The 23,498-nt window shown below is 43.5% G+C and carries 25 protein-coding genes; 20 read left to right on the forward strand and 5 right to left on the reverse strand.

Going from position 1 to position 23,498, the window contains the following annotated elements:
• The first annotated feature begins 260 nt into the window (after positions 1 to 260).
• The 9 genes from AC1U9U_RS08525 to AC1U9U_RS08565 all read left to right on the forward strand — a co-directional run bounded on the left by AC1U9U_RS08525 (position 261) and on the right by AC1U9U_RS08565 (position 5,961).
• Positions 261 to 1,124 (forward strand): hypothetical protein, encoded by an 864-nt coding sequence (locus AC1U9U_RS08525; protein WP_479960131.1) that lies wholly within the window; start codon positions 261 to 263, stop codon positions 1,122 to 1,124.
• Positions 1,125 to 1,267: 143 nt separating this feature from the next.
• The gene (locus tag AC1U9U_RS08530) at positions 1,268 to 1,867 is read left to right on the forward strand and encodes a DUF421 domain-containing protein (protein ID WP_479960132.1); all 600 of its coding nucleotides are present in this window, start codon (positions 1,268 to 1,270) and stop codon (positions 1,865 to 1,867) included.
• Between the two features lie 233 nt (positions 1,868 to 2,100).
• On the forward strand, positions 2,101 to 2,295 hold the full coding sequence (locus tag AC1U9U_RS08535) for an FmdB family zinc ribbon protein (protein WP_479960133.1): 195 nt from the start codon (positions 2,101 to 2,103) through the stop codon (positions 2,293 to 2,295).
• A gap of 18 nt (positions 2,296 to 2,313) precedes the next feature.
• On the forward strand, positions 2,314 to 2,499 hold the full coding sequence (locus tag AC1U9U_RS08540; protein WP_479960134.1) for a hypothetical protein: 186 nt from the start codon (positions 2,314 to 2,316) through the stop codon (positions 2,497 to 2,499).
• Between the two features lie 528 nt (positions 2,500 to 3,027).
• The gene (locus AC1U9U_RS08545; RefSeq protein ID WP_479960135.1) at positions 3,028 to 3,549 is read left to right on the forward strand and encodes a YeeE/YedE thiosulfate transporter family protein; all 522 of its coding nucleotides are present in this window, start codon (positions 3,028 to 3,030) and stop codon (positions 3,547 to 3,549) included.
• A 2-nt stretch (positions 3,550 to 3,551) separates the two neighbouring features.
• Positions 3,552 to 4,130 (forward strand): DUF6691 family protein, encoded by a 579-nt coding sequence (locus AC1U9U_RS08550; protein ID WP_479960136.1) that lies wholly within the window; start codon positions 3,552 to 3,554, stop codon positions 4,128 to 4,130.
• Positions 4,123 to 4,611: a rhodanese-like domain-containing protein gene (locus tag AC1U9U_RS08555; protein ID WP_479960137.1), complete on the forward strand. Its 489-nt coding sequence runs from the start codon at positions 4,123 to 4,125 to the stop codon at positions 4,609 to 4,611. Before AC1U9U_RS08550 ends, AC1U9U_RS08555 begins: the two co-directional genes overlap by 8 nt.
• A 184-nt stretch (positions 4,612 to 4,795) precedes the next feature.
• Entirely contained in the window at positions 4,796 to 5,233 is a 438-nt protein-coding gene (locus AC1U9U_RS08560) for a C-GCAxxG-C-C family (seleno)protein (protein ID WP_479960138.1), read from the forward strand.
• Between the two features lie 368 nt (positions 5,234 to 5,601).
• Positions 5,602 to 5,961, forward strand: a complete 360-nt coding sequence (locus AC1U9U_RS08565; RefSeq protein ID WP_479960139.1) for an arsenate reductase family protein — start codon at positions 5,602 to 5,604, stop codon at positions 5,959 to 5,961.
• Here AC1U9U_RS08565 and AC1U9U_RS08570 read toward each other — a convergent pair.
• From AC1U9U_RS08570 to AC1U9U_RS08585, 4 genes are all read right to left on the reverse strand, one after another.
• Positions 5,947 to 7,278, reverse strand: a complete 1,332-nt coding sequence (locus AC1U9U_RS08570; protein ID WP_479960140.1) for an ABC1 kinase family protein — start codon at positions 7,276 to 7,278, stop codon at positions 5,947 to 5,949. The genes AC1U9U_RS08565 and AC1U9U_RS08570 overlap by 15 nt on opposite strands.
• A 54-nt stretch (positions 7,279 to 7,332) precedes the next feature.
• A complete protein-coding gene (locus AC1U9U_RS08575) occupies positions 7,333 to 8,139 on the reverse strand; it encodes an ABC transporter permease subunit (RefSeq protein WP_479960141.1) in 807 nt (268 codons plus the stop codon).
• Positions 8,140 to 8,154: 15 nt separating this feature from the next.
• Positions 8,155 to 9,036, reverse strand: coding sequence for an ABC transporter ATP-binding protein (locus AC1U9U_RS08580; RefSeq protein WP_479960142.1), 882 nt, complete (start codon positions 9,034 to 9,036; stop codon positions 8,155 to 8,157).
• Between the two features lie 69 nt (positions 9,037 to 9,105).
• Entirely contained in the window at positions 9,106 to 10,107 is a 1,002-nt protein-coding gene (locus AC1U9U_RS08585) for a class I SAM-dependent methyltransferase (RefSeq protein WP_479960143.1), read from the reverse strand.
• 519 nt (positions 10,108 to 10,626) lie between these two features.
• On the opposite strand from AC1U9U_RS08585, the gene AC1U9U_RS08590 reads away from it, so the two are divergent.
• Together AC1U9U_RS08590 and AC1U9U_RS08595 are read left to right on the forward strand one after the other, a co-directional pair.
• Positions 10,627 to 11,055 carry a hypothetical protein gene (locus AC1U9U_RS08590; protein WP_479960144.1) on the forward strand — a complete coding sequence of 143 codons (429 nt, stop codon included), beginning with the start codon at positions 10,627 to 10,629 and terminating at the stop codon, positions 11,053 to 11,055.
• Positions 11,056 to 11,278: 223 nt separating this feature from the next.
• Positions 11,279 to 12,748, forward strand: coding sequence for a protein adenylyltransferase SelO (locus AC1U9U_RS08595; protein ID WP_479960145.1), 1,470 nt, complete (start codon positions 11,279 to 11,281; stop codon positions 12,746 to 12,748).
• Positions 12,749 to 12,776: 28 nt separating this feature from the next.
• On the opposite strand, the gene AC1U9U_RS08600 is transcribed toward AC1U9U_RS08595, so the two are convergent.
• A complete protein-coding gene (locus AC1U9U_RS08600) occupies positions 12,777 to 13,052 on the reverse strand; it encodes a GNAT family N-acetyltransferase (protein WP_479960155.1) in 276 nt (91 codons plus the stop codon).
• Positions 13,053 to 13,299: 247 nt separating this feature from the next.
• On the opposite strand from AC1U9U_RS08600, the gene AC1U9U_RS08605 reads away from it, so the two are divergent.
• From AC1U9U_RS08605 to AC1U9U_RS08645, 9 genes are all read left to right on the forward strand, one after another.
• Positions 13,300 to 14,583: an NCS2 family permease gene (locus AC1U9U_RS08605; protein ID WP_479960146.1), complete on the forward strand. Its 1,284-nt coding sequence runs from the start codon at positions 13,300 to 13,302 to the stop codon at positions 14,581 to 14,583.
• Between the two features lie 116 nt (positions 14,584 to 14,699).
• Positions 14,700 to 15,536 carry a prohibitin family protein gene (locus AC1U9U_RS08610; protein WP_479960147.1) on the forward strand — a complete coding sequence of 279 codons (837 nt, stop codon included), beginning with the start codon at positions 14,700 to 14,702 and terminating at the stop codon, positions 15,534 to 15,536.
• Positions 15,537 to 15,726: 190 nt separating this feature from the next.
• Positions 15,727 to 16,839: a helix-turn-helix domain-containing protein gene (locus AC1U9U_RS08615; protein WP_479960148.1), complete on the forward strand. Its 1,113-nt coding sequence runs from the start codon at positions 15,727 to 15,729 to the stop codon at positions 16,837 to 16,839.
• A 28-nt stretch (positions 16,840 to 16,867) separates the two neighbouring features.
• Positions 16,868 to 17,761 (forward strand): CPBP family intramembrane glutamic endopeptidase, encoded by an 894-nt coding sequence (locus AC1U9U_RS08620; protein WP_479960149.1) that lies wholly within the window; start codon positions 16,868 to 16,870, stop codon positions 17,759 to 17,761.
• A gap of 547 nt (positions 17,762 to 18,308) precedes the next feature.
• Entirely contained in the window at positions 18,309 to 18,710 is a 402-nt protein-coding gene (locus tag AC1U9U_RS08625) for a secondary thiamine-phosphate synthase enzyme YjbQ (protein ID WP_479960150.1), read from the forward strand.
• Positions 18,711 to 18,800: 90 nt separating this feature from the next.
• Positions 18,801 to 20,267: a type I restriction-modification system subunit M gene (locus AC1U9U_RS08630; protein WP_479960151.1), complete on the forward strand. Its 1,467-nt coding sequence runs from the start codon at positions 18,801 to 18,803 to the stop codon at positions 20,265 to 20,267.
• Complete coding sequence (locus tag AC1U9U_RS08635) at positions 20,264 to 21,436, forward strand: restriction endonuclease subunit S (protein ID WP_479960152.1); 1,173 nt, start codon at positions 20,264 to 20,266, stop codon at positions 21,434 to 21,436. The genes AC1U9U_RS08630 and AC1U9U_RS08635 overlap by 4 nt, the downstream gene beginning before the upstream one ends.
• 18 nt (positions 21,437 to 21,454) lie before the next feature.
• Positions 21,455 to 22,297, forward strand: a complete 843-nt coding sequence (locus tag AC1U9U_RS08640) for a KilA-N domain-containing protein (RefSeq protein ID WP_479960153.1) — start codon at positions 21,455 to 21,457, stop codon at positions 22,295 to 22,297.
• A gap of 28 nt (positions 22,298 to 22,325) precedes the next feature.
• Positions 22,326 to 23,498, forward strand: a 1,173-nt coding sequence (locus AC1U9U_RS08645; RefSeq protein WP_479960154.1) for a DEAD/DEAH box helicase family protein, incomplete at its 3' end; no start/stop codon positions are given.

Genomic DNA, 23,498 nt, shown 5'->3' on the forward strand with positions numbered 1-23,498 from the left:
GAATTTAGCCACAGTGGAATGTAAAGTTGGGATTACGGGTGGCCATGTTGGGCATAGTTCCCCTAGGAATTTAGCCACAGTGGAAAGTAAAGAGTAGTTAATAATGGAATTGTTAAATTTGGAATGCAAACTTAGCGGAAATTACCGATATCCCAAACCTTACTGGAGTAATCATATGCGGCGATTACAATAATCTATCAACCTTGTTGAAGCCTTTTGAGAAATTACCATAGATTAATGTATTCAGGAGGTGTTTCGTTATGAAAAAGCGAATTGGCAATACCCTGATAGTTCTTTTAGTCACTATTTCAGCGTTGCTTTTATCGTGTATGGGTCTTAACGAAAGGGGAACCCAGTCGGAATCAGTATTTAAACAGCCGGCATATCACCTTATGCCCTATCGAGCCGAATTTGTTATGCTTTTCTACGAGACGCCGGAACGTGTAGGATTTCGGGTGTTGGACGGCATTTTTTTATACAACTATCAAGAGGATCATCTGGAAGCGGACTTCGCCCTTAGTGATGGCTGCTTTGAGCCGGGATACACTATTTCCCCTGCGATGGGTAGCGATGAAAAAAGCATCATCATCGGGGGCTTGAATACTTCGGATGGAACATGGAGTGATCACTACTATCGCTACGGTATTATGAGCAAAAAGTTAGTCCGAATAAGTGGCGATGTAAGAGAGGTCGTTACACTTCCCTATCCACAGGGGGATCGACAGATGGAAGCTTTCCAAGCAAACTCTTGGGAGCTAAGAGATCTCCGTTATTATCCCATCGGAAGTGATAAAGCCATTATTCCCTTCAAAGAAGAGGAAGTTCCGACAGTGACCTATGTAATGCAGAATAGCAACCCGGATAATCCATTTGCTCCCAAACTAACCCTAATGCCGGATGGGCGTTTCCAATTTATATACTCCTTGTTAAGCAGCTATATCAATTACGGAGAATACAGCATCAATGGTACGGAATACACCATGACGACCAAGGATAGACGATATACCTTTGTATTTCATAAAGAAGGCGATAAATTTTTCTTCGATGCTGAGCGCTCCTCAAAATGTATCCTTGATGATCGAACAGTATTACCGAATGAAGCCGTGTTTTACTTTAAGCAATAAAAATAAACGGTCCCATACCCTTTATTACACTGAATGCCCGAAGAAAAGGTCTCCCATCTGATCAACTCTTTCCTTTCCCCGACACATATTATCAGGATTATTGTGCAAAAATAATGTAATTGTGTTAGACGAGGAATGATGTCATGCCTTATTGGGTAAAAGCTGTTGTTTTTTATACCGTTACCCTTTTGTTGCTGAGAATAGCTGGAAGACAGGCGATTTCCCAAAAAGCCCCTATTCATGTTGTGGTTATGATTGCTCTTGGCACTTTATTAGTTCATCCACTTAAATCCCCTAGTGTCGTTATGAGCTTATATGGGGGTTTTTTACTTGTTAGTGGATTAATCCTGCTTTCCAGCCTACAAATACATTTTCCCTCGTTAAGCAGATGGTTAACGGGGGAACCCTTCTTGGTGATAGATAGAGGGGTTTTGCAGCCTCAAAATCTTAGAAGGGCCCGGATGACAATAGATGAGTTAAATATGCGCCTTCGTCTTAATAAGATTGAAAATATCTCAAAAATCAAAACAGCAACTCTGGAAGTTAACGGTGATTTGGGGATTGAATTATACCCGGAACAATCTGCGGCTACTAAGAAAGATGTGCAAGAGATAAAGGATATGCTTAATTCAATCGCTAAGCAGTTAAATATTTCATTATCTTTGGCTGTAATACAAGAAGATAATAATGCTCCGAATGTGTTTGATTCTATCGAGGAAATCCAAAAGAAAGATCCCTTTTAATTGATGAAACAAGCCTGGACAAAAGAATTGAGTTAGCATATATTTATGTTATACTAATACCCCCGGTGGGTAGAATTAAAATGTTAAATGGCATTAAAGCATTAAAAAGGACATGAAAGCAAGGAGCGATTGCATAGCAATGGAAGGGGCGCAGTATCCTGATCATTTCTGAATGCCGGAATTACGAGGTGAGTATAAAACGATCTAATTACTAAAATAAGGGGGTGTTACTAATGCCAAGTTACGATTTTGTATGCAAGGAATGCGGTCACAAATTTAGTGTTTTTTGTAGTATTAGCTCAAAGGACAAACAGACTTGTCCCCAATGCTCGAGTAACAATATAAGTCAACGATTTACTTCGATTAATATTGGTAGTGGCAAGGGTAGTAATACCGGCGGTTCCTTAGGCGGCTCCGGCTTCGGTTGAAGTTGTTAATAAGGAACCGTGTGTTCCTCTATAGTAGTTCAGGCTCAAACTCAAGCCAACGGATTTAGAGTTCTTTATGTTCATGATGTCCAGGCAACCTTAGCTGAAAAGAATTTGGTAACGATGTTTCAGAATAACGATCTCGAGGATTTTGCCCACGAGATTGAGGATATTCTATTAAAAATTATCGATCAAAGTGTATAAGGCAAAGCACAACATTGAACGAGACTTCCTTCAGAGGGGGATTCAACCCCCGCTGAAGGTTAGTCGAGTCCATACTGGACTTAACCGCCCTTTGGCACCCGCCGCCTATAGAGGCGGGGGTCTTAGGGCGGATTAGTTCAGTGATAAAACGTCAAGAGGCTAATCTATAAAATCGGAGAGAAGCAGAAAATTTTGCTTCTTTCCTTTTTAGTTTTAAAACCTGGAGTGCTAATCAATTCTGATAAGGTAACTGCCAAATAGTATTTTTTCGCGGGATGAAATTGTTTCCGCAGATATGAAACATTACTTAATAAGATATTTTTATGTCTGGATAATATATCTTTATATCTGGATATAGAGATATGGAGATATACAGAGGAAGACAATCAAATTTAATGTCTGACGGATATAATTACACTTAAACGGACTATGCAGTTTAGGAAAATACCAAAAAAATATGATATTATTACAATACCCGTACAGGGTAGGGGTGGGTTGTACAAATAATTAAGAAGGAGTGGGCTTAAGATGAGTAGAAAATGGTCATGGGCTAAAGGTGGTATCGCCTTAGGAATTTTAAACATCATTATATTTCTAAGCGGCAACCATCTAGGAACGACAACGGCATATGCTCAAACCACTGGGTATATAACCCAATTTTTTTCACCACAACTTATACCTTTAAGCACATGGACAGCAGGTACATGCGGTACTAGCGACGGTCTTCAGGTAAGTTGGCAGTGGTTGCTGGTATTAGGTATTTTTATTGGTGGATTTATAGGGAAGTTATTATCCCGGGAAAAAAAGGCTCCGGAAATCCCTGTTCTTTGGCAAGCGAGATTCGGTAACAAACCTCAGCTGCGTCTAATTCATGCATTTTTTGGTGGATTCTTGTTGTTGATTGGCGCCCGTATTGCCGGGGGATGTACCAGTTCCCACATAATAAGTGGCATGAGTCAAATGGCTGTAAGCGGTATTCTGTTTGGAGCAGCGGTATTTGCTGCCGGGATCCCCACGGCATTACTCCTATATAGAGGGAAGGAGGTATAATGATGAATCTTTGGTTAGCTATTATTTTCGGAATCGCTTTCGGGTTTATAATGCAGAGGGTTGGGGCTTTTGAATACGAAAAAATTCTTAATGCCTTGCGTTTAAAAGATTTATCCATACCTAAATTTATGTTTTTGACTGTTGCTATCACAACGGTTGGTGTCTTTAGCCTTCGTTCCTTAGGTCTTGTTTCCCTAGACATGATCGTCTATAATCCGGTAGCCAATATCCTCGGTGGTCTGATATTTGGCGTAGGCTTTGCTTTTGCAGGTTACTGTCCCGGAACAAGTATCGGAGCAATGGGGGAAGGGAAGCGGGATGCTGTATTTACTGTTTTGGGAGGTATAGTGGGTGTATTCACCTATACTTTACTTCAGCAATATGCAGGCGTTTCAACGACAATGTTTGATCAGGGGAAAATCAGCCTGGCAAACCTTATCCCGCTTGATCCTTTTTCACTTGCCATCGTCTATAGCATACTTTTGGTGGCACTTGTATTCCTAGTTGATCGTTGGGAGGAAAAAAGACGTAATATCAAGGGGGTTACTAAAAATTCGAAGGGGGTAAATAATAATGCCTAAGAATAATCGTGAAAAAGCTCTTATATCTGTAACTATAGCAATACTGGTATTCTTTATGGTTGCTGCAATCGGTGGCGGATGGCCAAAACAAGGGGTAGCTTCAGATAATAGCCAAGTACTGAAGCAGGCGGTATTTAGTTATTATGAACAGATGCCGGACCACACTTATAAAATTCCTGAGGCTGAGCTTAAAGGGCTTATCGACGCCAACAACCAAGATATCTATATATTGGATATCCGCGAAGCGAAAGACTATGGACAAGGTCATATTGAAGGAGCTATTAACATTCCCTTTAAACAGGTCGGGAACAACCTTGATAAATTACCCCAGGATAAAACGATCATCGTCTATTGCTACACAGGTCAGACCGGTGGACAGACAGCTGCGGCTTTAAATATTGCAGGTTTTAAAGCCAGGTCGTTGAACGGCGGGATGAACAATGGATGGGCTAAATCAGGATACCCAGTTGTAACAAATTAAAATCAATTGAGGTTTTAGAGCGTTGTAAACGCTCTTTTTTTTATTAATGGACGTTAAATATGCACCGTTAGACCGGGGGCCTTTTTTACAAAACGGTAAAAAAGTTTAATGGCATCTTTATTATACTGAATATTTGGAATATACTATGAATATCCGGATAGAAAAAAATAGGAGGGAGTTAGGGATGGAAGATTTAACTTTGGAAGCCCGTAATCGGGCAGGGGACAACTTCAAACAAGGATTTAATTGTGCGGAGTCTATTGTTAAGACTTTTAACGAAATGTGTAATAGTCCCATGAGTCCGGAGGTCATAAAAATGGCCACAGGCTTTGGCGGGGGGCTAGGCCATGCCGGGTGTATATGTGGAGCCCTGGCTGGTTCATCTATGGTACTGGGGATATTAAAAGGGCGTACCGATACAACGGAAAGCAGGGACCCAGCTTATGAACTGACGAAAGAATTTCATGACCGTTTTGAAGGGAAATTCGGAGCAACCTGTTGCCGCTCCCTTAATCCGTATACCTTTGATACTCCGGAGCACCTGCGTAATTGCCTCAAAATCACCGGGGGAACGGGTAAACTTCTCATGGAATTCCTCCAGGAAAAGGACCTCCTTGCTTAAGCTAATTGCAAAGTTATAGAACATATCCAGAGCTTTTACTTAAAGCGATTGCTTTTACGAACAGTTTATAAGCCATAAAAAAGGGCAGAGGTCATTGCTTGGTTTAAGCAGTAACTTCCGCCCTTCTTTAATAGGTGATGAAGATTACGCCCCTCTACTGTACCCGACTAAATAGCATGGCAAGGGTGGGCTACAATATGATATTGATCTATACTGAATATTAAATTATAATTGATGCAAATAACTTTATAGATAGATAAAAAGGTAAAAAGGTAAATAGGTAGTGATCGCTCCAATGAAACTTACCATGGTTCGATCTTATAGAATGTCCCGGTGGGGTTTATAATCTAAGGAAGTAGGGAGAAATTATGCAATTTATCTGTTATTCCAAATGTACAACTTGCCAAAAGGCTCGGAAGTGGTTAGAAGCAAAAGGATTATCCTTCAACGTTCGCGATATTAAAGAAAATAATCCAACTTTCGAAGAACTACAGCAGTGGTATGCATTGAGTGGGCTGCCTTTAAAGCGCTTTTTTAATACCAGCGGTCAACTGTATAAGAACTTAAATCTCAAGGATAAGCTTCCTAGGATGACGGATGAGGAGCAGTTGAGTCTCTTGGCATCAGATGGTATGTTGGTCAAACGCCCACTTTTACTGGGGCAGGATTTTGTCCTTGTAGGGTTCAAAGAAACCGAATGGGAAAAGAGGGTGTCATTTTCTCCATGACAACTTCCGGCTATAGGGCTTAAGGAGTTCAACCAGACTTAAACCGGGATCTAGTTGTACAATTATACCCTCTAAAGTTAATATGCACTTCCCAACCAGGATGAACTGGGAAGGAATATAGATCCCGTGACGATTAATGAGATAAAAGAAGTCTTGAATTGCCACGCCCATTTTAATTTTTCTTAGGGATCCCTTTAAATGCTTTGTCCGCAAGGCTGAGACATCTTGCATAAATTGAGTTCGATCAATAGTTTCAGGCACAATCCCGATACGAGATAGGATATCTAAAAGCTTTCCGTCCTTTCCGCGAATTAAGGCAGCGACAATAGCGTTAAGCTCAGAACGATTTTGATCCGTTAATGTCCCAAAGATTCCAAAATCGATTAAGGCAATTTCTCCCCGAGGTAAAATGAGAATATTTCCAGGGTGGGGATCACCATGAAATTTTCCATCCCGCAGAATTTGGCGGAGAAGACCTTGACTTAAGCGCTTTGCGATCAGCGCATGGTTATAGTCCGATTTCCCGGCGGTGGGTGTCTTAGGGCGGGTTAGATCAGTGATAATTTGATAGAGGGGAATTCCCGGGATATATTCCTGGGTAAGGACGTTGGAGTGGGAAAATTCCCAGTAAACCTTCGGAATGATAAAAGTGCCACGCTTTTTCACCTGGGCTAAAGCTTCCATATTGCGCCCTTCATTCGTAAAGTCGAGTTCCTCCAGAAGGGTTTTAGAAAACTCGTTAAAGAGGGTTCGGACGGGATAGCCCTTTCCCCATGCCGTCTTTTGCTCAAACTGAGCCACAAGGGTGCCGAAAATCTCCAAATCGATTTGTGCAACTTCCCGAATATGAGGGCGTTGGACTTTTACGGCCACCTTTTCACCGCTATTTAGAACCGCCTCATGCACCTGCCCAATGGATGCTGCCGCTAAAGGCTTTGGATTAAAGTCACGAAAGATCAAACTCATTCGCTGCTGAAGGGAGTTTTCAAGGACCTGCTGAATCTCTGGAAAGGAGAAGGGGCGAACCTGATCTTGAAGTTTTGCTAACTCATTGACAAGGGGTTGGGGAATGATATCGGACCGGGTACCGGCCAATTGACCCATTTTAATAAAGGTTGGTCCAAGCTCCGTAAGCGCCTCGCGAAGACGTACTCCAATTAGCGCCAATTCCGCTTCTGTGTAATGGCGATTTGGCCTGCCAAAGCCAGGTAGAGGGAGTGGAATCTGCTCCACAACCCAGTACCCCAGTCCGTAGCGGATGAATACGGAAATAATTTGCGAATATCGTGCTAAATGACTCATTGGTATTCCAAACATATTCCAGGTCCCCACTTCTTGAGAACTCATTACGACATTGACGGGATTTCAGTGCTAAATAGCTAAATCTTTTTCGTTAAAAGCATAAATTCCTAAGCGGAGAAGAAGGATGGTTCCCGCGGTAAGCCCGAGGATTTTTTTCGCGGGATTGGCACTACCCTCTAAGACCTCTTGGGGCTGGTAACACTGAAAAAGGGATAATTGACGTACCCAGGATAATTTATTACTGAGTCCTCCCGCCACATCTAAAGCATAAAAGGCCAAGGTTAACCCGGCGGCGAAAGTAAGGGCCACATCACGCTGGGCAAACCAGGCGGAGAAAAATAGGCTATATGCACCAATGAGGGAATAGAACGTAAACCCAAGGACCCCGAAAAGGAAATAGCGCCAGCGATCAATCGAAATGCCGAAGCGGGAAGTTCCGCTGAATAACCCAAGAAGTGTGGAAAGCACTAAAACTGCATTTCCACTCAGAAGCACAAGGGCTTGTGTGGAAAGAAATTCTTCCCGTGAAACCGGGGTAGAGAGAAGAAAGGCCAGCGAACCATCATCGACCATTTGCGCCAAAAGTTCATTGGCCGACTCTACATTATATAAAACCATAAGCATAGCCCAAATCCGTGCAAAAAATTGACCCGAGATAAAGGCCTCGAAGGTATCTACCCGTGCCTCCTCGGATACTCCGAAGACCGTCTTCACAGCCGAGGGTATATTTTCAGCGATTTGCGTTACGGCTGGATTCACGGCAATTACGGGATAAACCCAAGTTAAGAGTCCTTCATAAAGGATAATTCCCGTGGAGAGCTTGGCAATTTTTTTGCCGTTCTGCTTCATCATGGCTCGAAATAATGCCCGATTCAAAGGCTTATCCCTCCTTTAACTTGAGCTATAAAACTGCATAAACGCATCTTCCAGCTCAAGTGAGCTTTGTTTAAATCGTTTGATATGAACTTGGGCCAGAGTTTTCCATAACAGGTCCTGTTCTCCTGAAACAAGGATTGTAAACTTGAGATCTTCCAGGGAATTGAGGAATAACCCGCTTTCCTTGAGAATCTTGGCATCTTCTTCACCCTCAACCTCGACTTCAAAGGTTTGCCGTTCCTTTTGTTTAAGCAAGCCGATATCTTGAACGGCTAGGAGCTCACCTTCACGAATTATTCCTACCTGTTCACAGGTTCTTTCGATCTCGGCGAATTGATGTGAGGACATGAAAATGGTTTTCCCTTTTTTCTTTTCCTCAAGAATTAGCTCGATGAACTTTTTCTGCATTAATGGATCAAGACCGGAGGTTGGTTCATCCAAAATCAGAACAGGGGAGTCCAGCATCAACGCGGCGATAATTCCTAACTTCTGTTTCATTCCCTTAGACATTTTTCGTATGCGTTGTCTAGGGTTGAGGTCAAGAAAAGCTAAGAGTGCTTTGCGCTTTTTATCAATCACGCCGGACTCTCCATGCATCCCTTCGATAAGATCTAAAAATTCCTCGCCTGTTAGCTGTTCCATGAAGTGGAGTTCACCCGGAAGATAACCAATCAACCGTTTTAACTCGGTACGGTCTTCCCAGCAATCTAATCCATAAATGCTTGCGCTCCCATGATCCGGCTTCATAAAACCCATAAGAACACGAATGGTGGTTGTTTTCCCTGCGCCATTGGGCCCTAAGAAACCAAAAGCAGTCCCCACGTCAACCTGAAAAGAAAGTTTTTTTACCCCCCGACCTTCGCGATAGATTTTTGTAAGCTCATTGACTTCAAGCAAGTCCTTACCACCTTTTCGAGAAAACCATTTACTTCCATAGAATATGCAGATATTAACCAAAAGGTTTTCCTAGTTTTTGGCAAAGAAATAGTGTGAAACCTTAAGAGGTAACGGATTAACCTCAATCTCACCATATCCCGTACTGCTAAGAAGCCGGATGATATCCTGTTCGTAGGGCAACCCTTGGAAATCTTCATGGCAAGCAAGGAAAAAACTCATTAAATTTTGCGGAATATGCGTTTGGATAAAGGGGAGGGAAGAATGTGTGCCGCGTAAGGCCGTTAATATTCCAATCCTTCCTCCCGGAACAAGCCATGTTTTTAACTGTCTTAATAGCTCAATACGCTGTTCGGGCGTAAAATAGTAAATATTATTATTCAGTAGACAACAGTCGTACTTTTCAGGTGGTGGAGTAAGATTAAGGATGTTAGCGCACTCAAAACGAAGTCTACCTCCGGACGATAAGGCAAGTCCCTGTGCTCGTTCGATAACGGATGGATTGATATCGATTCCCAACCCTCGAATATTCGAAAATTCATTGCAGAGCTTTTGCAGATAGAAGCCTTCCCCGCAGCCCACGTCGAGGATTCTTAGCCAACGTTCTTTTTCGCATCGTCCTTTAAGCACGGGCCATACGAAAAGTTCAGATGCTCTTGAAGCCCGGGAGATAAGTTCGTTTGCCATTTCACTTTCCATGTTCACAGGGGAGGTGAAACCCTCGATACGGCCGGGTAGCTCGGCAAAAACGGGTCCCCAATAGAGGACAAATTCCTTATACATGGCCTCCAGCCCGTAGTCACGATAGACATCAATAGACTTGCCAACTCGGCTTAAGCGGTATTTATCTTCGTGTTTGTGAAGCAGGTTTTGAAGCTTGGCTTGCTCAAGCCAATGGTCCAGTAAAACCGGATCCCAATTGGGATTAAGCGCTAATAACTCTTCTTTGGAGTGCTCTTCTCGTAAAACCTGCCAAAGTTCAAGTTCGAATCCAGTGTGAATAAGCCAAAGAAACCCTAGACTTTCCATAAGGGTGACTGTTTTCCCAAGCAGCGTTAACATTCCGGTTTCCATCAAGTTCATCCTTTCATATATATAGCCCCTGTCGCAACAGGGGCTATTAACAGTTGTCATAACGCTGGACGGTGCCTCCTTGGAATTGGCACATTGCATCTTATGCTCAGCAAACCTTAGGTGTGTTTAGAAAAGGTTCAACCGGCACCCTTATTGAACGAGACTTCCTTCAGAGGGGGATTCAACCCCCGCTGAAGGTTAGTCGAGTCCATACTGGACTTAACCGCCCTTTGGCACCCGCCGCCTATAGAGGCGGGGGTCTTAGGGCGGATTAGTTCAGTGATAAACTTTGGCTATTGGGAAGGAGTTTGTTGGTAGAAGATAGAATATGGAACTTGGTATATTTAAAAGTCCTTTATTCTTTGGCTAGTGCCAAGAAAAGCTTTTTTCCTTAGAAGAATCAGGCTGCGCCATGCCGGCGTGGATAGTATTGAAGTATTCGTATAAATTATGTTTGTACTAAAAGCCGGCTTATGAGAAGGGCATTTGCGGTAATTGAGGGAGGGCATAGGTTGAAAGATGATCAACACAGAGGGATTTGATATCGACTTGGATCAATGGATTGTTAAGAAGTTATATAGTCTTATAGAAGTAGATGAGGAAGCGAGAAAACGTGGCAAACAAGCAATTCATCCATATGTGTTAGTGGGAAAACCTGAAGATGAAAAGCTGACCACATTTTCAATTGAAAAAGGTTATCGTGAAGCAGTTAATGAGGCTATAAAATATGCAATTGATCAATCATCTCAACAAAAATGTATCATCATTTGTTACGATGGATTTGTAAGGATAAAAGGGGTTCGTCTAGACGGATTCTTGTATCAGGTTTATAGCAGGAATGGTAAATGGCTTCAATTTGCACAGGGTTATCGACCAAAAGGATTATTCAAGCAATATAAGAGGATAGGTGATCTGGTGTTCGTCGGTGAGGAAGAATACCCTATCTGATATCGGCTTATTATTATTCAAATAGTAAATAGAACTTTAGCCCGTTATAGTCATAAATGGGCAAAAATAGGGTGGAACCACGAGAATAGACTCTCTTCCCTTACAAAAGGTATGGGACGGGAGTTATTTATTTACTAATAGCCATGAATTTGTTTGATTTAAATACAAATAATAGATAGGTCATATTATAGGGGCTCATCAATATTTTAAAAAGGAGATAGCCATGGTACATGACCAAGTAACTCTAAAAACCGGATGGAATTTCGACAATACCTATGCTTTGCTTCCTGGCTTATTTCATACAAAACTTAGCCCTGACCCGGTAACCTCGCCAAAATTAGTTATTCTCAACGAAAAATTGACTAAAAGCTTAGGACTGAATGAACGACTGCTAAAAAGTGATGAAAATATAATGGTGTTAGCTGGTAATAGGCTTCCCGAAGGTGCTGAACCTTTGGCCCAGGCCTATGCCGGGCATCAATTCGGTCATTTTACCATGTTAGGGGATGGGAGGGCTTTATTACTGGGAGAACAGATTACCCCTGAGGGTGAACGATACGATATCCAACTCAAGGGTTCTGGTAAAACCCCATACTCGCGCGGTGGTGACGGTCGGGCGGCTGTTGGCCCCATGCTCCGTGAATACATCATAAGTGAGGCAATGTTTGGGCTGGGTATCCCTACTACCCGTTCCTTAGCGGTAGTTACAACCGGTGAGTCGATTGTACGCGAAACCCTGCTGCCGGGTGCGATACTTACGCGCATAGCCGCCAGCCATATTCGTGTAGGTACCTTTCAATATGTTTCACAGTGGGGCACAGTCGGGGAGCTCAGGACCCTAGCCGAATATACCTTAAAACGGCATTTTGGCAACAGCGACGCCGATAATCCCTATCTATTTTTGCTTCAGGAAGTCATTAAGCGTCAAGCTTTACTAATTGCTCAATGGCAGCTTGTTGGATTTATTCACGGAGTAATGAATACCGATAACATGGCGGTTAGTGGAGAGACTATTGATTATGGGCCATGCGCCTTTATGGATACTTATGATCCGGCGACCGTATTTAGTTCGATTGATCGTCAAGGCCGTTATGCCTATAGAAATCAACCCTATATGGCGGGCTGGAATCTGGCAAGATTTGCCGAAGCCCTTTTGCCGTTGCTCAATGCGAATGAGGAGGAGGCTATTAAGCTTGCAGAAGCAGAGGTTTCCGGGTTTTTTGAGCTGTTTCGGAAAAATTGGCTGGCAGGGATGAGGGCAAAGCTGGGGTTATTTAAAGAAGAGCCGGAAGACGAATTATTAATTAAGGGGCTTCTTGATTTAATGGAAAAGCATCAAGCAGATTATACGAATACTTTTCTTGCCTTAACCTTTAATAACCCGGGGGATTCAGCTTTATTCAGCAGTGCCGAATTCGGCGGGTGGAAAACACAGTGGCAAGCGAGATTAGATAGACAACAGGAATCAAAGGACTCCTCGCACCAGTTGATGAGAAACAGCAATCCTGCGGTAATCCCGCGCAACCATCGGGTAGAAGCCGCCTTGAAAAGTGCGGAAGCGGGAGACTATAGTGCTTTAAGGCAACTACTTCAGGTTCTTTCCAAGCCTTATGCTCACCTGTCGGAGCAACTTGAGTACAGTGCTCTACCAGAGCCTTCTAACTGCGCTTATCGCACTTTTTGTGGAACCTAAGCCTTAATTGCGTTCCAATTTTGTAAGCTTACTTTTCTTTCAAAAGCTCTTCATAGTCTGGATTTTTGGTCATCTCCGCTTTGACGAAGGGGCAAACGGGGATGATCTTTTTATGCTCTTGCCGCGCCCAGTCGGTGAGTTCTTGGAGCAGTTTCCTGGCGATATTTTGCCCACGCAGTTCTTCCGACACGAAAGTACGATCCACGGTTATGGTATGTTCATCTTCGTTTTTATAGGTCATCTCCGCCAGGGGCATTGACTCTGATTCACCAATATAGAAGCTTTTGCCGCCATGATTAATCATCAAATGATTCACTCTCCATTTCGATAATTCGATGTGGGATTTGGTAATTATAGTTTAACTTGGAAACTGGAATTTTGCATTAATTCTATAGCTACCCTAGATAAATAATGGGGGGGAAAGAGATGGAAGATTAACTCAGTCACCGGATCACGGAAGCACGCCTTCTGATTCACATAAAAAACAGGCTTTTGGTGTATGACTAAAATAATTCTTGTCCGACTAATTTTGAGAGGGTATAGGATATTATATGGATAACTTTTTTAAGCTGAAGGAATTGGGAACCAATCTGAGAACGGAGGTCCTAGCTGGGATCACCACCTTTTTAACGATGGCCTATATTATTGTAGTGAATCCAGCGATTCTTTCCGCTGCCGGGATTCCTTTTGAGCAAGTATTTATGGCCACGGTTCTAGCGGCTGTAATTGGAACGCTGATCATGGCGTTTTTTGCTAATTACCCCATCGCAATTGCTCCGGGGATGGGGTTAAATGCCTACTTTACTAGTGTCGTTGCTGCGCAAGGAATCAGCTATCGGGTTGTTTTGGGTGCGGTTTTCGTTGCCGGTGTTATTTTTCTGCTCTTAACCTTTACCCGTTTCCGTGAGTTGCTCATCGAAACGATCCCCAGTGCCTTAAAGTATGCCATCACTTCGGGAATCGGGCTTTTTATCGCCTTTAACGGTTTAAAGATGGCTAATATCGTTGTGGATAATCCCAGCACCCTTGTAGCTTTTGGTAACCTTCGCGACCCAATTGCGCTCTTGAGTATCGTTGGCCTACTCACCACTTTGCTCTTAATTGTCCGTCAAGTCAAGGGAGCTTTATTCCTGGGTATGTTTGTCACGGCAATCCTGGGATACTTTATGGGAATGCTGGGGCTGAAGGGGATTGTGTCTTTGCCTCCCACCCCTGTTTTCTTTGATTTTGATCTGGCGGGAGTTTTTTCCCAGGGCTTATATGCGGTGGTTTTTTCGTTTTTGCTGGTAACCATTTTTGATACTACGGGAACTATGATCGGGGTGACCGAGCAGGCCGGTCTCATGAAAAATGGGAAACTGCCCCGGGCAAAAATGGCTTTTACCGCGGATGCGGTGGCGACTACCGTGGGGGCAGCTCTGGGGACTAGTCCATCTACTGCCTATATCGAGTCCTCTGCCGGGGTAGCGGCCGGCGGACGTTCCGGAATGACTGCTTTAGTCGTTGCTGTGTTATTCTTAGTCGCTTTGTTTTTTTCACCATTAGTGGCGGCGGTATCGTCTCTTCCCTCAATAACAGCACCGGCTTTGATCATTGTGGGCTGTTACATGATGGAGGGGTTAGCAAAAATTAATTGGCAGGAATTCGATGAAGCCTTTCCGGCCTTCGCCGTGATTCTGACCATGCCCCTGACTTCGAGCATCTCAACAGGAATCTCGATTGGCGTGATTGTATATCCCTTAATGAAGCTTTTCGCCGGTAAGGGAAGAGAGGTTTCTCCCATTATCTATTTCTTTGCTGTCCTCTTCATCCTCCAACTGGTGCTTGCACACTAGATAAAAACGAAATTACTAAAAATACAAAAAACATAGATTTTAGTACGGTGAGTAAGGTATAGTTAGAGGTAGAAGTGTAATCTACTTCATATTCAAGTTAAGAGGGAGGCTAGGAATTGGATTCAGAAAAAGTTATTAATATGAAACCGAAACTAAAAATGGGCAGAAACTTCATTACACTTGGCATTGTGATCTTATTTATTGTTGTCATAGCTCTAAATTCCTTTGTGATCGTGAATGCGGGCCAAAGAGGTATCGTTTTGCAATTAGGGGCTGTCCGCCCGGTGGTCTTAACCGAAGGACTGCATTTTAGGATTCCTTTCGTTCAAACCGTAGTTCCTTTAGAGGTGCGAGTCCAAAAATCTCAATCCGATCAGACGGCGGCTTCCAAAGACCTGCAGATCGTCACCACCACTGTAGCCGTTAACTTTCACCTTGATCCGAATCAAGTGAATAAGCTTTATCAGGATGTAGGGTTAGCTTATGGAGAACGGATTGTTGACCCGGCTATCGGTGAGGCGGTAAAAGCCATAACTGCTCAATACACAGCTGAGGAGCTGATCTCTAAGCGTTCGGAAGTCAGCTCCAAGATCAAAGAGACTCTCTCTTCTAAATTAGCCACTTACTATATGGTTCTGGATGAAATCAATATTACCGAGTTTAAATTCAGTGAAGAATTTAATAATGCCATTGAACAAAAACAAATTGCTGAGCAGCAAGCTTTAAAGGCTAGTCTTGATCTGCAAAGAATTGAAATCGAGGCCAAACAAAAAGTTGAACAAGCGAAAGCTGAAGCAGAATCTTTGCGTCTACAAAAACAAGAAGTTACCCCTGAACTTGTGCAACTAAGGGAAATTGAAGCTCAGATGAAAGCCATTGAAAAATGGGATGGTAAACTGCCCAATGTTACCGGCGGTGCTGTTCCATTTATCGATGTGGGTGGTGCTCAATAGAAGGCTTAATTAATCAAAAAATCCTCAATCCATACTCCTTGCTTTATGCGGGGAGTTTTTTTGTGTTTGCTCAGCACTTTCGTATATTTTCACTGAGTATCGCATAGGTTAATTTTATTCACTGGATATTAACTACGAATCCATTGTATTCCAGCAGTCCTTCATTAAAATAATAGGTGAGGTGATTGAAGTGAAGGAAATCAATATCGCCCAAGTTCTGGTGCGTAAGCGGAAGGAAAAAGGAATCACTCAAGAAGAACTGGCAAGTTATATGGGCGTTTCCAAGGCATCTGTTTCCAAATGGGAAACAGGTCAAAGCTATCCTGATGTGACCTTTCTTCCCCAGTTGGCCACCTACTTTAACCTGAGTATTGATGAATTGATGGACTATAAGCCCCAAATGAAAAAAGAAGATATTCGTCGGTTGTACAAAAGGTTGTCGGCTGATTTTGCAGTAAAGCCCGTTGCTGAGGTGATGGAAGAGTGTCGCCTGATCATTAAAAAATATTTCTCCTGCTTTCCGTTATTGCTCCAGATGGGGAGCCTGATGGTTAATCATGCGGGCCTGCTTAAGAACCAGCAAGAAGCGGCCGCTTTGATTGGGGAGGCTAAGGCTCTTTTTATCCGGGTTAAAGAGGAAGCAGAGGATGTGTCACTGACCAAGCAAGCCCTCTACTGTGAGGCTCTTTGTAATCTTGGTCTTGGTGACCCCCAGGGTGTACTGGACCTGCTGGAAGGGAAAGTTGAGCCTGCCCTGCCGCCCGAATCCTTATTGGCTTCTGCTTACCAAATGACAGGGCGTGTGGAAGAGGCCAAAGCAGTTCTGCAAGTAGGAATTTTTCAAAATCTCGTCATGATGTTTAATTTTTTTCCTGCCTATCTAATTCTTTGTGGAGATGACTCTGCGAAATTTGAGGAAACCCTGCGACGTGCCCTTGTGATGGTGGAAGCCTTTGATATGAAGCGTCTGCACCCGGCGGTTACAATTGGTATTTACCTAACTGCTGCTCAAGGATATGTTACTCAGGGGAATCATGATCAAGCTCTGGAAATGCTTCAGCAGTATACAGCCTTGGTCACCGGTGATATCTATCCGATGCAATTGCATGGTGATGCATTTTTTGACCTCTTGGATCGTTGGCTGGAAGATCTGGATCTGGGGACAAACCTCCCCCGCAATGAAAAGACTATCCGCCAAAGTATGGCGGAGGCAGTGGTTCGTAATCCGGTATATGCGGTGCTTGCTGAAGAGAAACATTTCCAAAGGATCGTTGAAAAGCTTCGGAATAATGCTCTTAAGTAATCGAGGGAAAGGAAAAGGAGGATATATCATGGAACAAGGACTTGAAAAAAGGCTAACGAAGAAACGTTTGATTCTATTCGTGGCTTTAGTTATGGCCTTAGGGTGGATTACCTTTTTACTAATTCCCTTTTTAGGGCTAGCCTATGGGCAAGGGTTATCCATAATCATTCTGGCCGGGGCGATGTTTACTCCGGCAATAAGCAATCTACTAACCAGGCTCATTACCAAAGAGGGGTTTGGGAAGATGTATCTGCGCCCTAATTTTAAGGGAAATATCAAAAAGTATTTGTTGGTGTTCTTTGGTCCTACTCTTTTAGTATTTTTGAGCGGTGCGGTTTACTTTCTGATTTTCCCGGCAACCTTCGACCCTGAACTGACTGTATTAAAGCAAATTCTGGCCGCGGGGGGTCGTAGCGGGGTCTCTGTATCGAACCTGTTACTGATCACCATATTGCAGATAATTATCATTGGTCCGGTGGTCAATATTATTCCGACCTTAGGGGAAGAGTTGGGCTGGAGGGGGTATCTGCTGCCAAAATTGCGGGAGTTCTATTCCGATCGGGCTGCTTTGGTGATTACCGGGGTTACCTGGGGAGTATGGCATCTTCCGGTTATCGTCATGGGGCATAATTATGGAACGGAGTATATTGGCTATCCCTGGTTGGGGATCTTGGCCATGATAGTTTTCTGTGTGGTCCTGGGAATAGTGGAAGGCTATGCCACCATCAAGCTGGACAGTGCTATTCCGGCCGCCATGATCCATTCTACAGTAAATGCCAGTGCAGCCCTCCCTATTTATTTGGCGGTAAGTGGTTTTAATCCGCTGCTTGGCCCGGCCATAACCGGTCTGGCCGGGGGAATCCCCTTTATCCTGGTTGCGATTGTGTTGTTCCTTAAGGTGGGCAAGCAAAAAATAAGCTAAGTAAATGTATTACGCATAGGGATCGTATTTGAAGGGTAACTATTTGGAAATTCCGAATAGTTGCCCTTTCTTGTAATCTTCGCGTCATTGTCAAAACGAATCAATCAGTGGGAAAAGTAAACAACGATTTATCACAACCGCCAAGGTGATCATTTCTATGACCTGACTACTTTGGCGGTTGTTTTTTTAGCTGATCTTCTTCAGCTTTAATTTTATCTAATCCTATTGTATATAGTGGAAGAAGTATATAATAGTGTAGAGCACGAGGTAATAACTGGAAGGGTAATTTTCCGTTGAATAGAACTATAAATTACAATGTGACTAAAAGGAGTTGATTACTATAAAGATTGGGGAATTGAGGCACTGACAGATAATGCCAATCCCATAGTTTTGGGATTTTTCTGCAAGGGATGAACACGATACTTAGTAGTTAGAGTGGATATTTTTAGCGAGGTCTCAATAGTTGAAGTTTCGCTATTTATATGGGGAATACTGTAATTTCTAAGATTCCCTAAAAAACGAGGTAAATTAGGAGAGGATCAGAGCCATGATTCATGAGATCAGGTTACAGACTAGAAAAAAGGATGAAATGCTCGATATTACGGCGGAAGTTAAGGAAATATTGGACCGGGAAAAGGTTCAAGAAGGGCTTGTCGTAATCTACTGTCCCCATACAACAGCAGGGATCACGATCAACGAAAATGCGGATCCGGATGTACAGAAGGATATCCTGCGAAGACTTGAGGAGACTTATCCGAGGGATGACTTTAAAGACCGGCATATTGAGGGGAATTCTGCCGCGCACTTGAAAGCGAGTACAGTAGGGGCATCCCAGACTGTCATCATCCAGAAGGGAAAGTTATTTTTGGGACGCTGGCAGGGGATTTATTTTTGTGAGTTTGATGGCCCGCGGCCACGATCGTGTTTCGTGAAGATCGTAAAGGAATAGGAGCTGGCAAAAATAGTTATTATGAAGCTTTTTTCAGTGATTTAGCTGGGCTAAATGGTATAATGAAAGAAAAAGATGAGGAGAAGATCGATGCTTACTGGAGAAATTCGAAATAAAGTGGATAAAATCTGGACCGATATCTGGGCAGGTGGGATCACCAACCCCCTGACCGTTATCGAGCAGCTTACATATTTAATGTTCATCCGTTCCCTTGATGAAAAGGAACTCAATAACGAAAACTTTGAGGCTATGAGCGGTGTGGAGATGCCGAAAATCTTTCCCCGGACCGAAGAAGGCCAAGCCATGCGCTGGAGTAAGTTCAAAACTAAAGATGCCCGCTTGATCTATGAGATCGTCGGCACAAAAGTCTTTCCCTTCATCAAAGGCATGAATGGGGAGAATGAGACGGCTTTTTCCCGCTATATGCAAGATGCTATGTTTCTCATCCCTACTCCTCAGGTCTTGCAAAAGATCATTACGGGGTTAGATGAGTTGTATGAACACGATATTAAAAACCTTGATATGCAAGGGGACCTTTATGAATACATGCTCGGAAAGCTGGCTACGGCCGGGCAAAACGGTCAATTCCGCACACCCAAGCATATCCGGGATATGATGGTCAGGCTTCTGGCCCCAACTCCGGAGGATACTATTTGTGATCCGGCCTGTGGAACGGCGGGTTTTCTGGTGTCCTCGGCTGAATATATTCGCGAAAAGTATGAGTCGGCAATGACCAGTGAGCAGTGGGAGCATTTTGAAGGGAAGATGTTCACGGGCTTTGATACGGATCGAACTATGCTCCGTCTTTCGGCCATGAACCTCATGCTCCATTCGATTACCCAGCCCCATATCGACTATGTGGATAGTGTATCGAAGCAGAACAGTATTTCTTCTGCTTATGATATTATCCTCGCCAATCCTCCCTTTACCGGCACGGTGGATGCGGAAAGTATTAACGATAACTTAAAGGCAGTCTGTAATACCAAGAAGACCGAGCTTTTATTTGTGGCCCTCTTTCTCAGAATGCTCCGTAAAGGGGGACGCTGCGCCTGTATTGTACCCGATGGGGTCTTATTCGGGACCACCAAGGCCCATAAAGCCCTGCGCCAGGAGTTGGTGGAAAATCATCAGCTTCAAGCGGTGATCTCCATGCCCAGCGGAGTGTTTAAGCCCTATGCGGGAGTGAGTACTGCCGTCCTCATCTTTACGAAGACCGGGGCAGGGGGAACGGATAAGGTCTGGTTCTATGATATGAAAGCCGATGGCTTCTCCTTAGATGATAAGCGCACCCCCATTGAAGCCAATGATATCCCCGATTTGCTTACACGCTTTCATAATCTGGAGGGAGAAGGAGAGCGTAAACCCACCGAGCAAAGCTTTTTCGTGGCGAAATCGGCCATCGAGGAAAATGACTACGACCTGTCCATTAACCGGTATAAGGAAGTGGTCTATGAAAAGGTAGAGTATGACCCGCCGGCGGTGATTATGGAGCGACTGGATAAGCTGAGCCTGGAGATCGCCTCTAAGATGGAGGAGTTAAGGGGGCTAATCCGGTGAGTAAGTGGGAAATGGTAAGGTTGGGCGGGTTAGGAGATTTTAAGAGTGGGGGAACGCCTACTAGAAGTAAGCCTGAGTATTTTGAAGGAGATATACCGTGGATAACCACCGTTTCTCTGGGTAAAACATTTATTGATGAAAGTGATGCTGTTGAGTATATCACGGAGGAAGCTATTGCAAATAGTGCAACTAAATTAATCGAAACAAATTCTGTAATTATTGGAATAAGGGTAGGCGTCGGGAAGGTTTCTATTAATAAAGTCCCTATTTGTACCAATCAAGATATTATTTCTATTGAAAATATTGATGAGGGAAAAGTTTATAAACCTTATATGGTTCATTGTATAATGAGTTATACGAACTATTTCGATTCTCAAAAAAGGGGAGCAACTATTCAGGGAATCAATAGTGGTCTACTAAAAGAACTTAGTATCCCCCTCCCACCCCTCGAAACCCAAAAGCAAATTGCTAAAACCTTAGATACCGTTACCGAACTCCTTGTCATGCGTAAACAACAGCTTGGGGAGCTTGATAACCTTATCAAATCTACCTTTTATGATATGTTTGGGGATCCGGTTTCGAATGAGAAGGGGTGGGAGGTTACTAGATTAGGTGAGTGCTTAAGCATAATAGGAGGATATGCTTTTAGAAGTACGGATTACGCTCTTGATGGGATACCCGTAATTAAAATTGGCAATATCAATTCTGGCACGTTCATTGATAAGGACATTTCTTTTTGGAATTACGATAAAAAACTTGATAAATATTTATTATATCCAAACGACATAGTTTTTTCGCTGACTGGTACCGTAGGAAAAGAAGATTATGCGAATGTTTGCATATTACCAGATACATATGATTGTTATTACTTAAATCAACGAAACGCAAAGTTAGTACTTAATAAAGATATAAATGTTCATTTTCTATTGTATTTATTAAAAGATAATAAGCTCAAAGGGCAACTAACAGGCCTCAGCCGTGGTATCCGGCAAGCAAATATCTCAAATTCTGATATTTTGTCTCTAAATGCACCCCTTCCCCCTCTCCCCCTCCAAATCCAATTCGCCGAAATCGTCACCCACATTGAAGAACAAAAAGCCCTTGTGAAAAAGGCCGTCCGAGAAACCCAATACCTATTTGACTGCTTAATGAGTGAGTACTTTGAGTAGAGATATGGGGGAATTATGATGAATAACAAAAAGATAAAAGCAAAAATAAACGCAAAGGGAACAGAAATCACAGTGCTTTCAAGTGGAAGCGAAGATGATTATATTTCTTTAACGGATATTGCCAGATTCAAAAGTGATGATCCAAGTGCTGTAATTCAAAACTGGATGAGGAATAGAGATACTATAGAATTTTTGGGTTTATGGGAGCAATTAAGTAATGCCGATTTTAAACCCCTCGAATTCGAGGGGTTTAAAAATGAAGCTGGCGCAAATTCTTTTGTTCTCTCTCCCCAAAAGTGGATTTCAACAACGAACGCAATTGGTATCATTTCAAAATCAGGAAGATACGGCGGAACTTTCGCTCATAAGGATATTGCTTTTGAATTTGCGTCATGGATATCTGCTGAATTCAAGCTATATATTATAAAAGACTATCAGCGTTTAAAGGCAGACGAAAACAGCAGATTGTCCCTAGATTGGGATGTCCAACGCACACTTGCAAAGATAAATTATAAAATACACACAGATGCTATTAAGGATAACCTTATTCCGGAGAATGTATCAAAAATACAGGCGGGGATTACCTATGCTAATGAAGCAGATATGCTTAATGTTGCGTTATTTGGGAAGACGGCAAAGGAATGGCGTATGGAAAACCCTGATTTAAAAGGTAATGTCCGAGACAATGCCACCTTGCAACAGCTAATTGTAATGGCGAACCTTGAGAGTCTGAATGCCGAGTTTATCCGACAGGGCTTGGATCAACAGGAGCGTTTGTTAAGACTTAATAGAACTGCGATAGAGCAAATGCGATCTTTGCTCGATAATCCAAGTGTCAAGAAATTAGGGAAGCTGGATTGAATCATTAAAATAGCTAAGAGGTGATTTCATGACTGCAAACTTCGATTTCCTGCGGGGACAAACGGAATATGCCTTATTTTCTACTGCTTGTATCGAAGCAGAGCGGGTCTTAGCCACTTCTCCGGCTATGGCGGCGGTGGGGAGCCGCAAGGCCTTTGAGCTGGCTGTGAAATGGGTCTATGCTGCGGATACCACCATCTTCATGCCCTATAAGGACAATTTACAGGCTTTGATTCATGAACCCTCTTTCAAATTCGCAGTGGATACCCAAACTTGGCATAAACTGCCCTATATCATAAAGCTAGGGAACCTGGCGGTCCACACGGAAAAGGCCATCGCTTCCAGTGAGGCTGTCCTTTCCCTTGCGGCCCTTTTCGAATTCGTGCAGTGGATCGATTATTGCTATGGTCAAGATTATCAGGAGCGATCTTTTGATGAAGCCAAGATTCCCGCTGAGAAGGTCATCCTGGACGAAGCTAAGATCAAGGAAAAGGATAGCTTGATCGAGGAAAAAGAAGCGGAGATTCAAGCCCTTCGTGCTCAGATTGAGGCCATGAGTGAGCACCTAACCGCAGGAAAAACCCAGCACAAGGAAGAGCGTCAATTCACCCCGGGGGATATCTCGGAGTTTCTCACCCGTAAAAAATATATCGATGTGGATCTGAAGCTCTCGGGCTGGGTCTTTGGGGATGATGTACGGGAAGAGGTGGAACTCACCGGTATGCCGAATCCGGAAGGGAAAGGCTATGCCGATTATGTCCTTTATGGGAAGGACGGGCTCCCCCTGGCTGTGATTGAGGCTAAGCGAACCTCTAAGGACCCGAAGATCGGTACCCAGCAGGCGAAGCTCTATGCGGATTGTTTGGAAAGGATGACCGGCAGACGACCGCTGATGTTCACCACCAACGGCTTTGCAACCTATCTGTGGGATGATCTGACTTCCCCCCAGCGCCAAGTGAGCGGGGTCTTCTCCAAAGGGGACCTGCAAAAGCTGATCAATCGCCGCCGTGAACGCAAAGCCTTAGGGGATATTCCCATCGATGATAAAATCACGGATCGTTACTATCAGAAGGAAGGGATTCGGGCTGTATGTGAAGCTATCGAGACCGGCCACCGGAAATTCTTGCTGGTCATGGCCACCGGAACCGGGAAAACCCGGACAGCCTCCAGTTTAACGGATGTCCTGTCCCGGGGTGGCTAT

This window comes from Desulfitobacterium sp. (genome assembly GCF_982384815.1).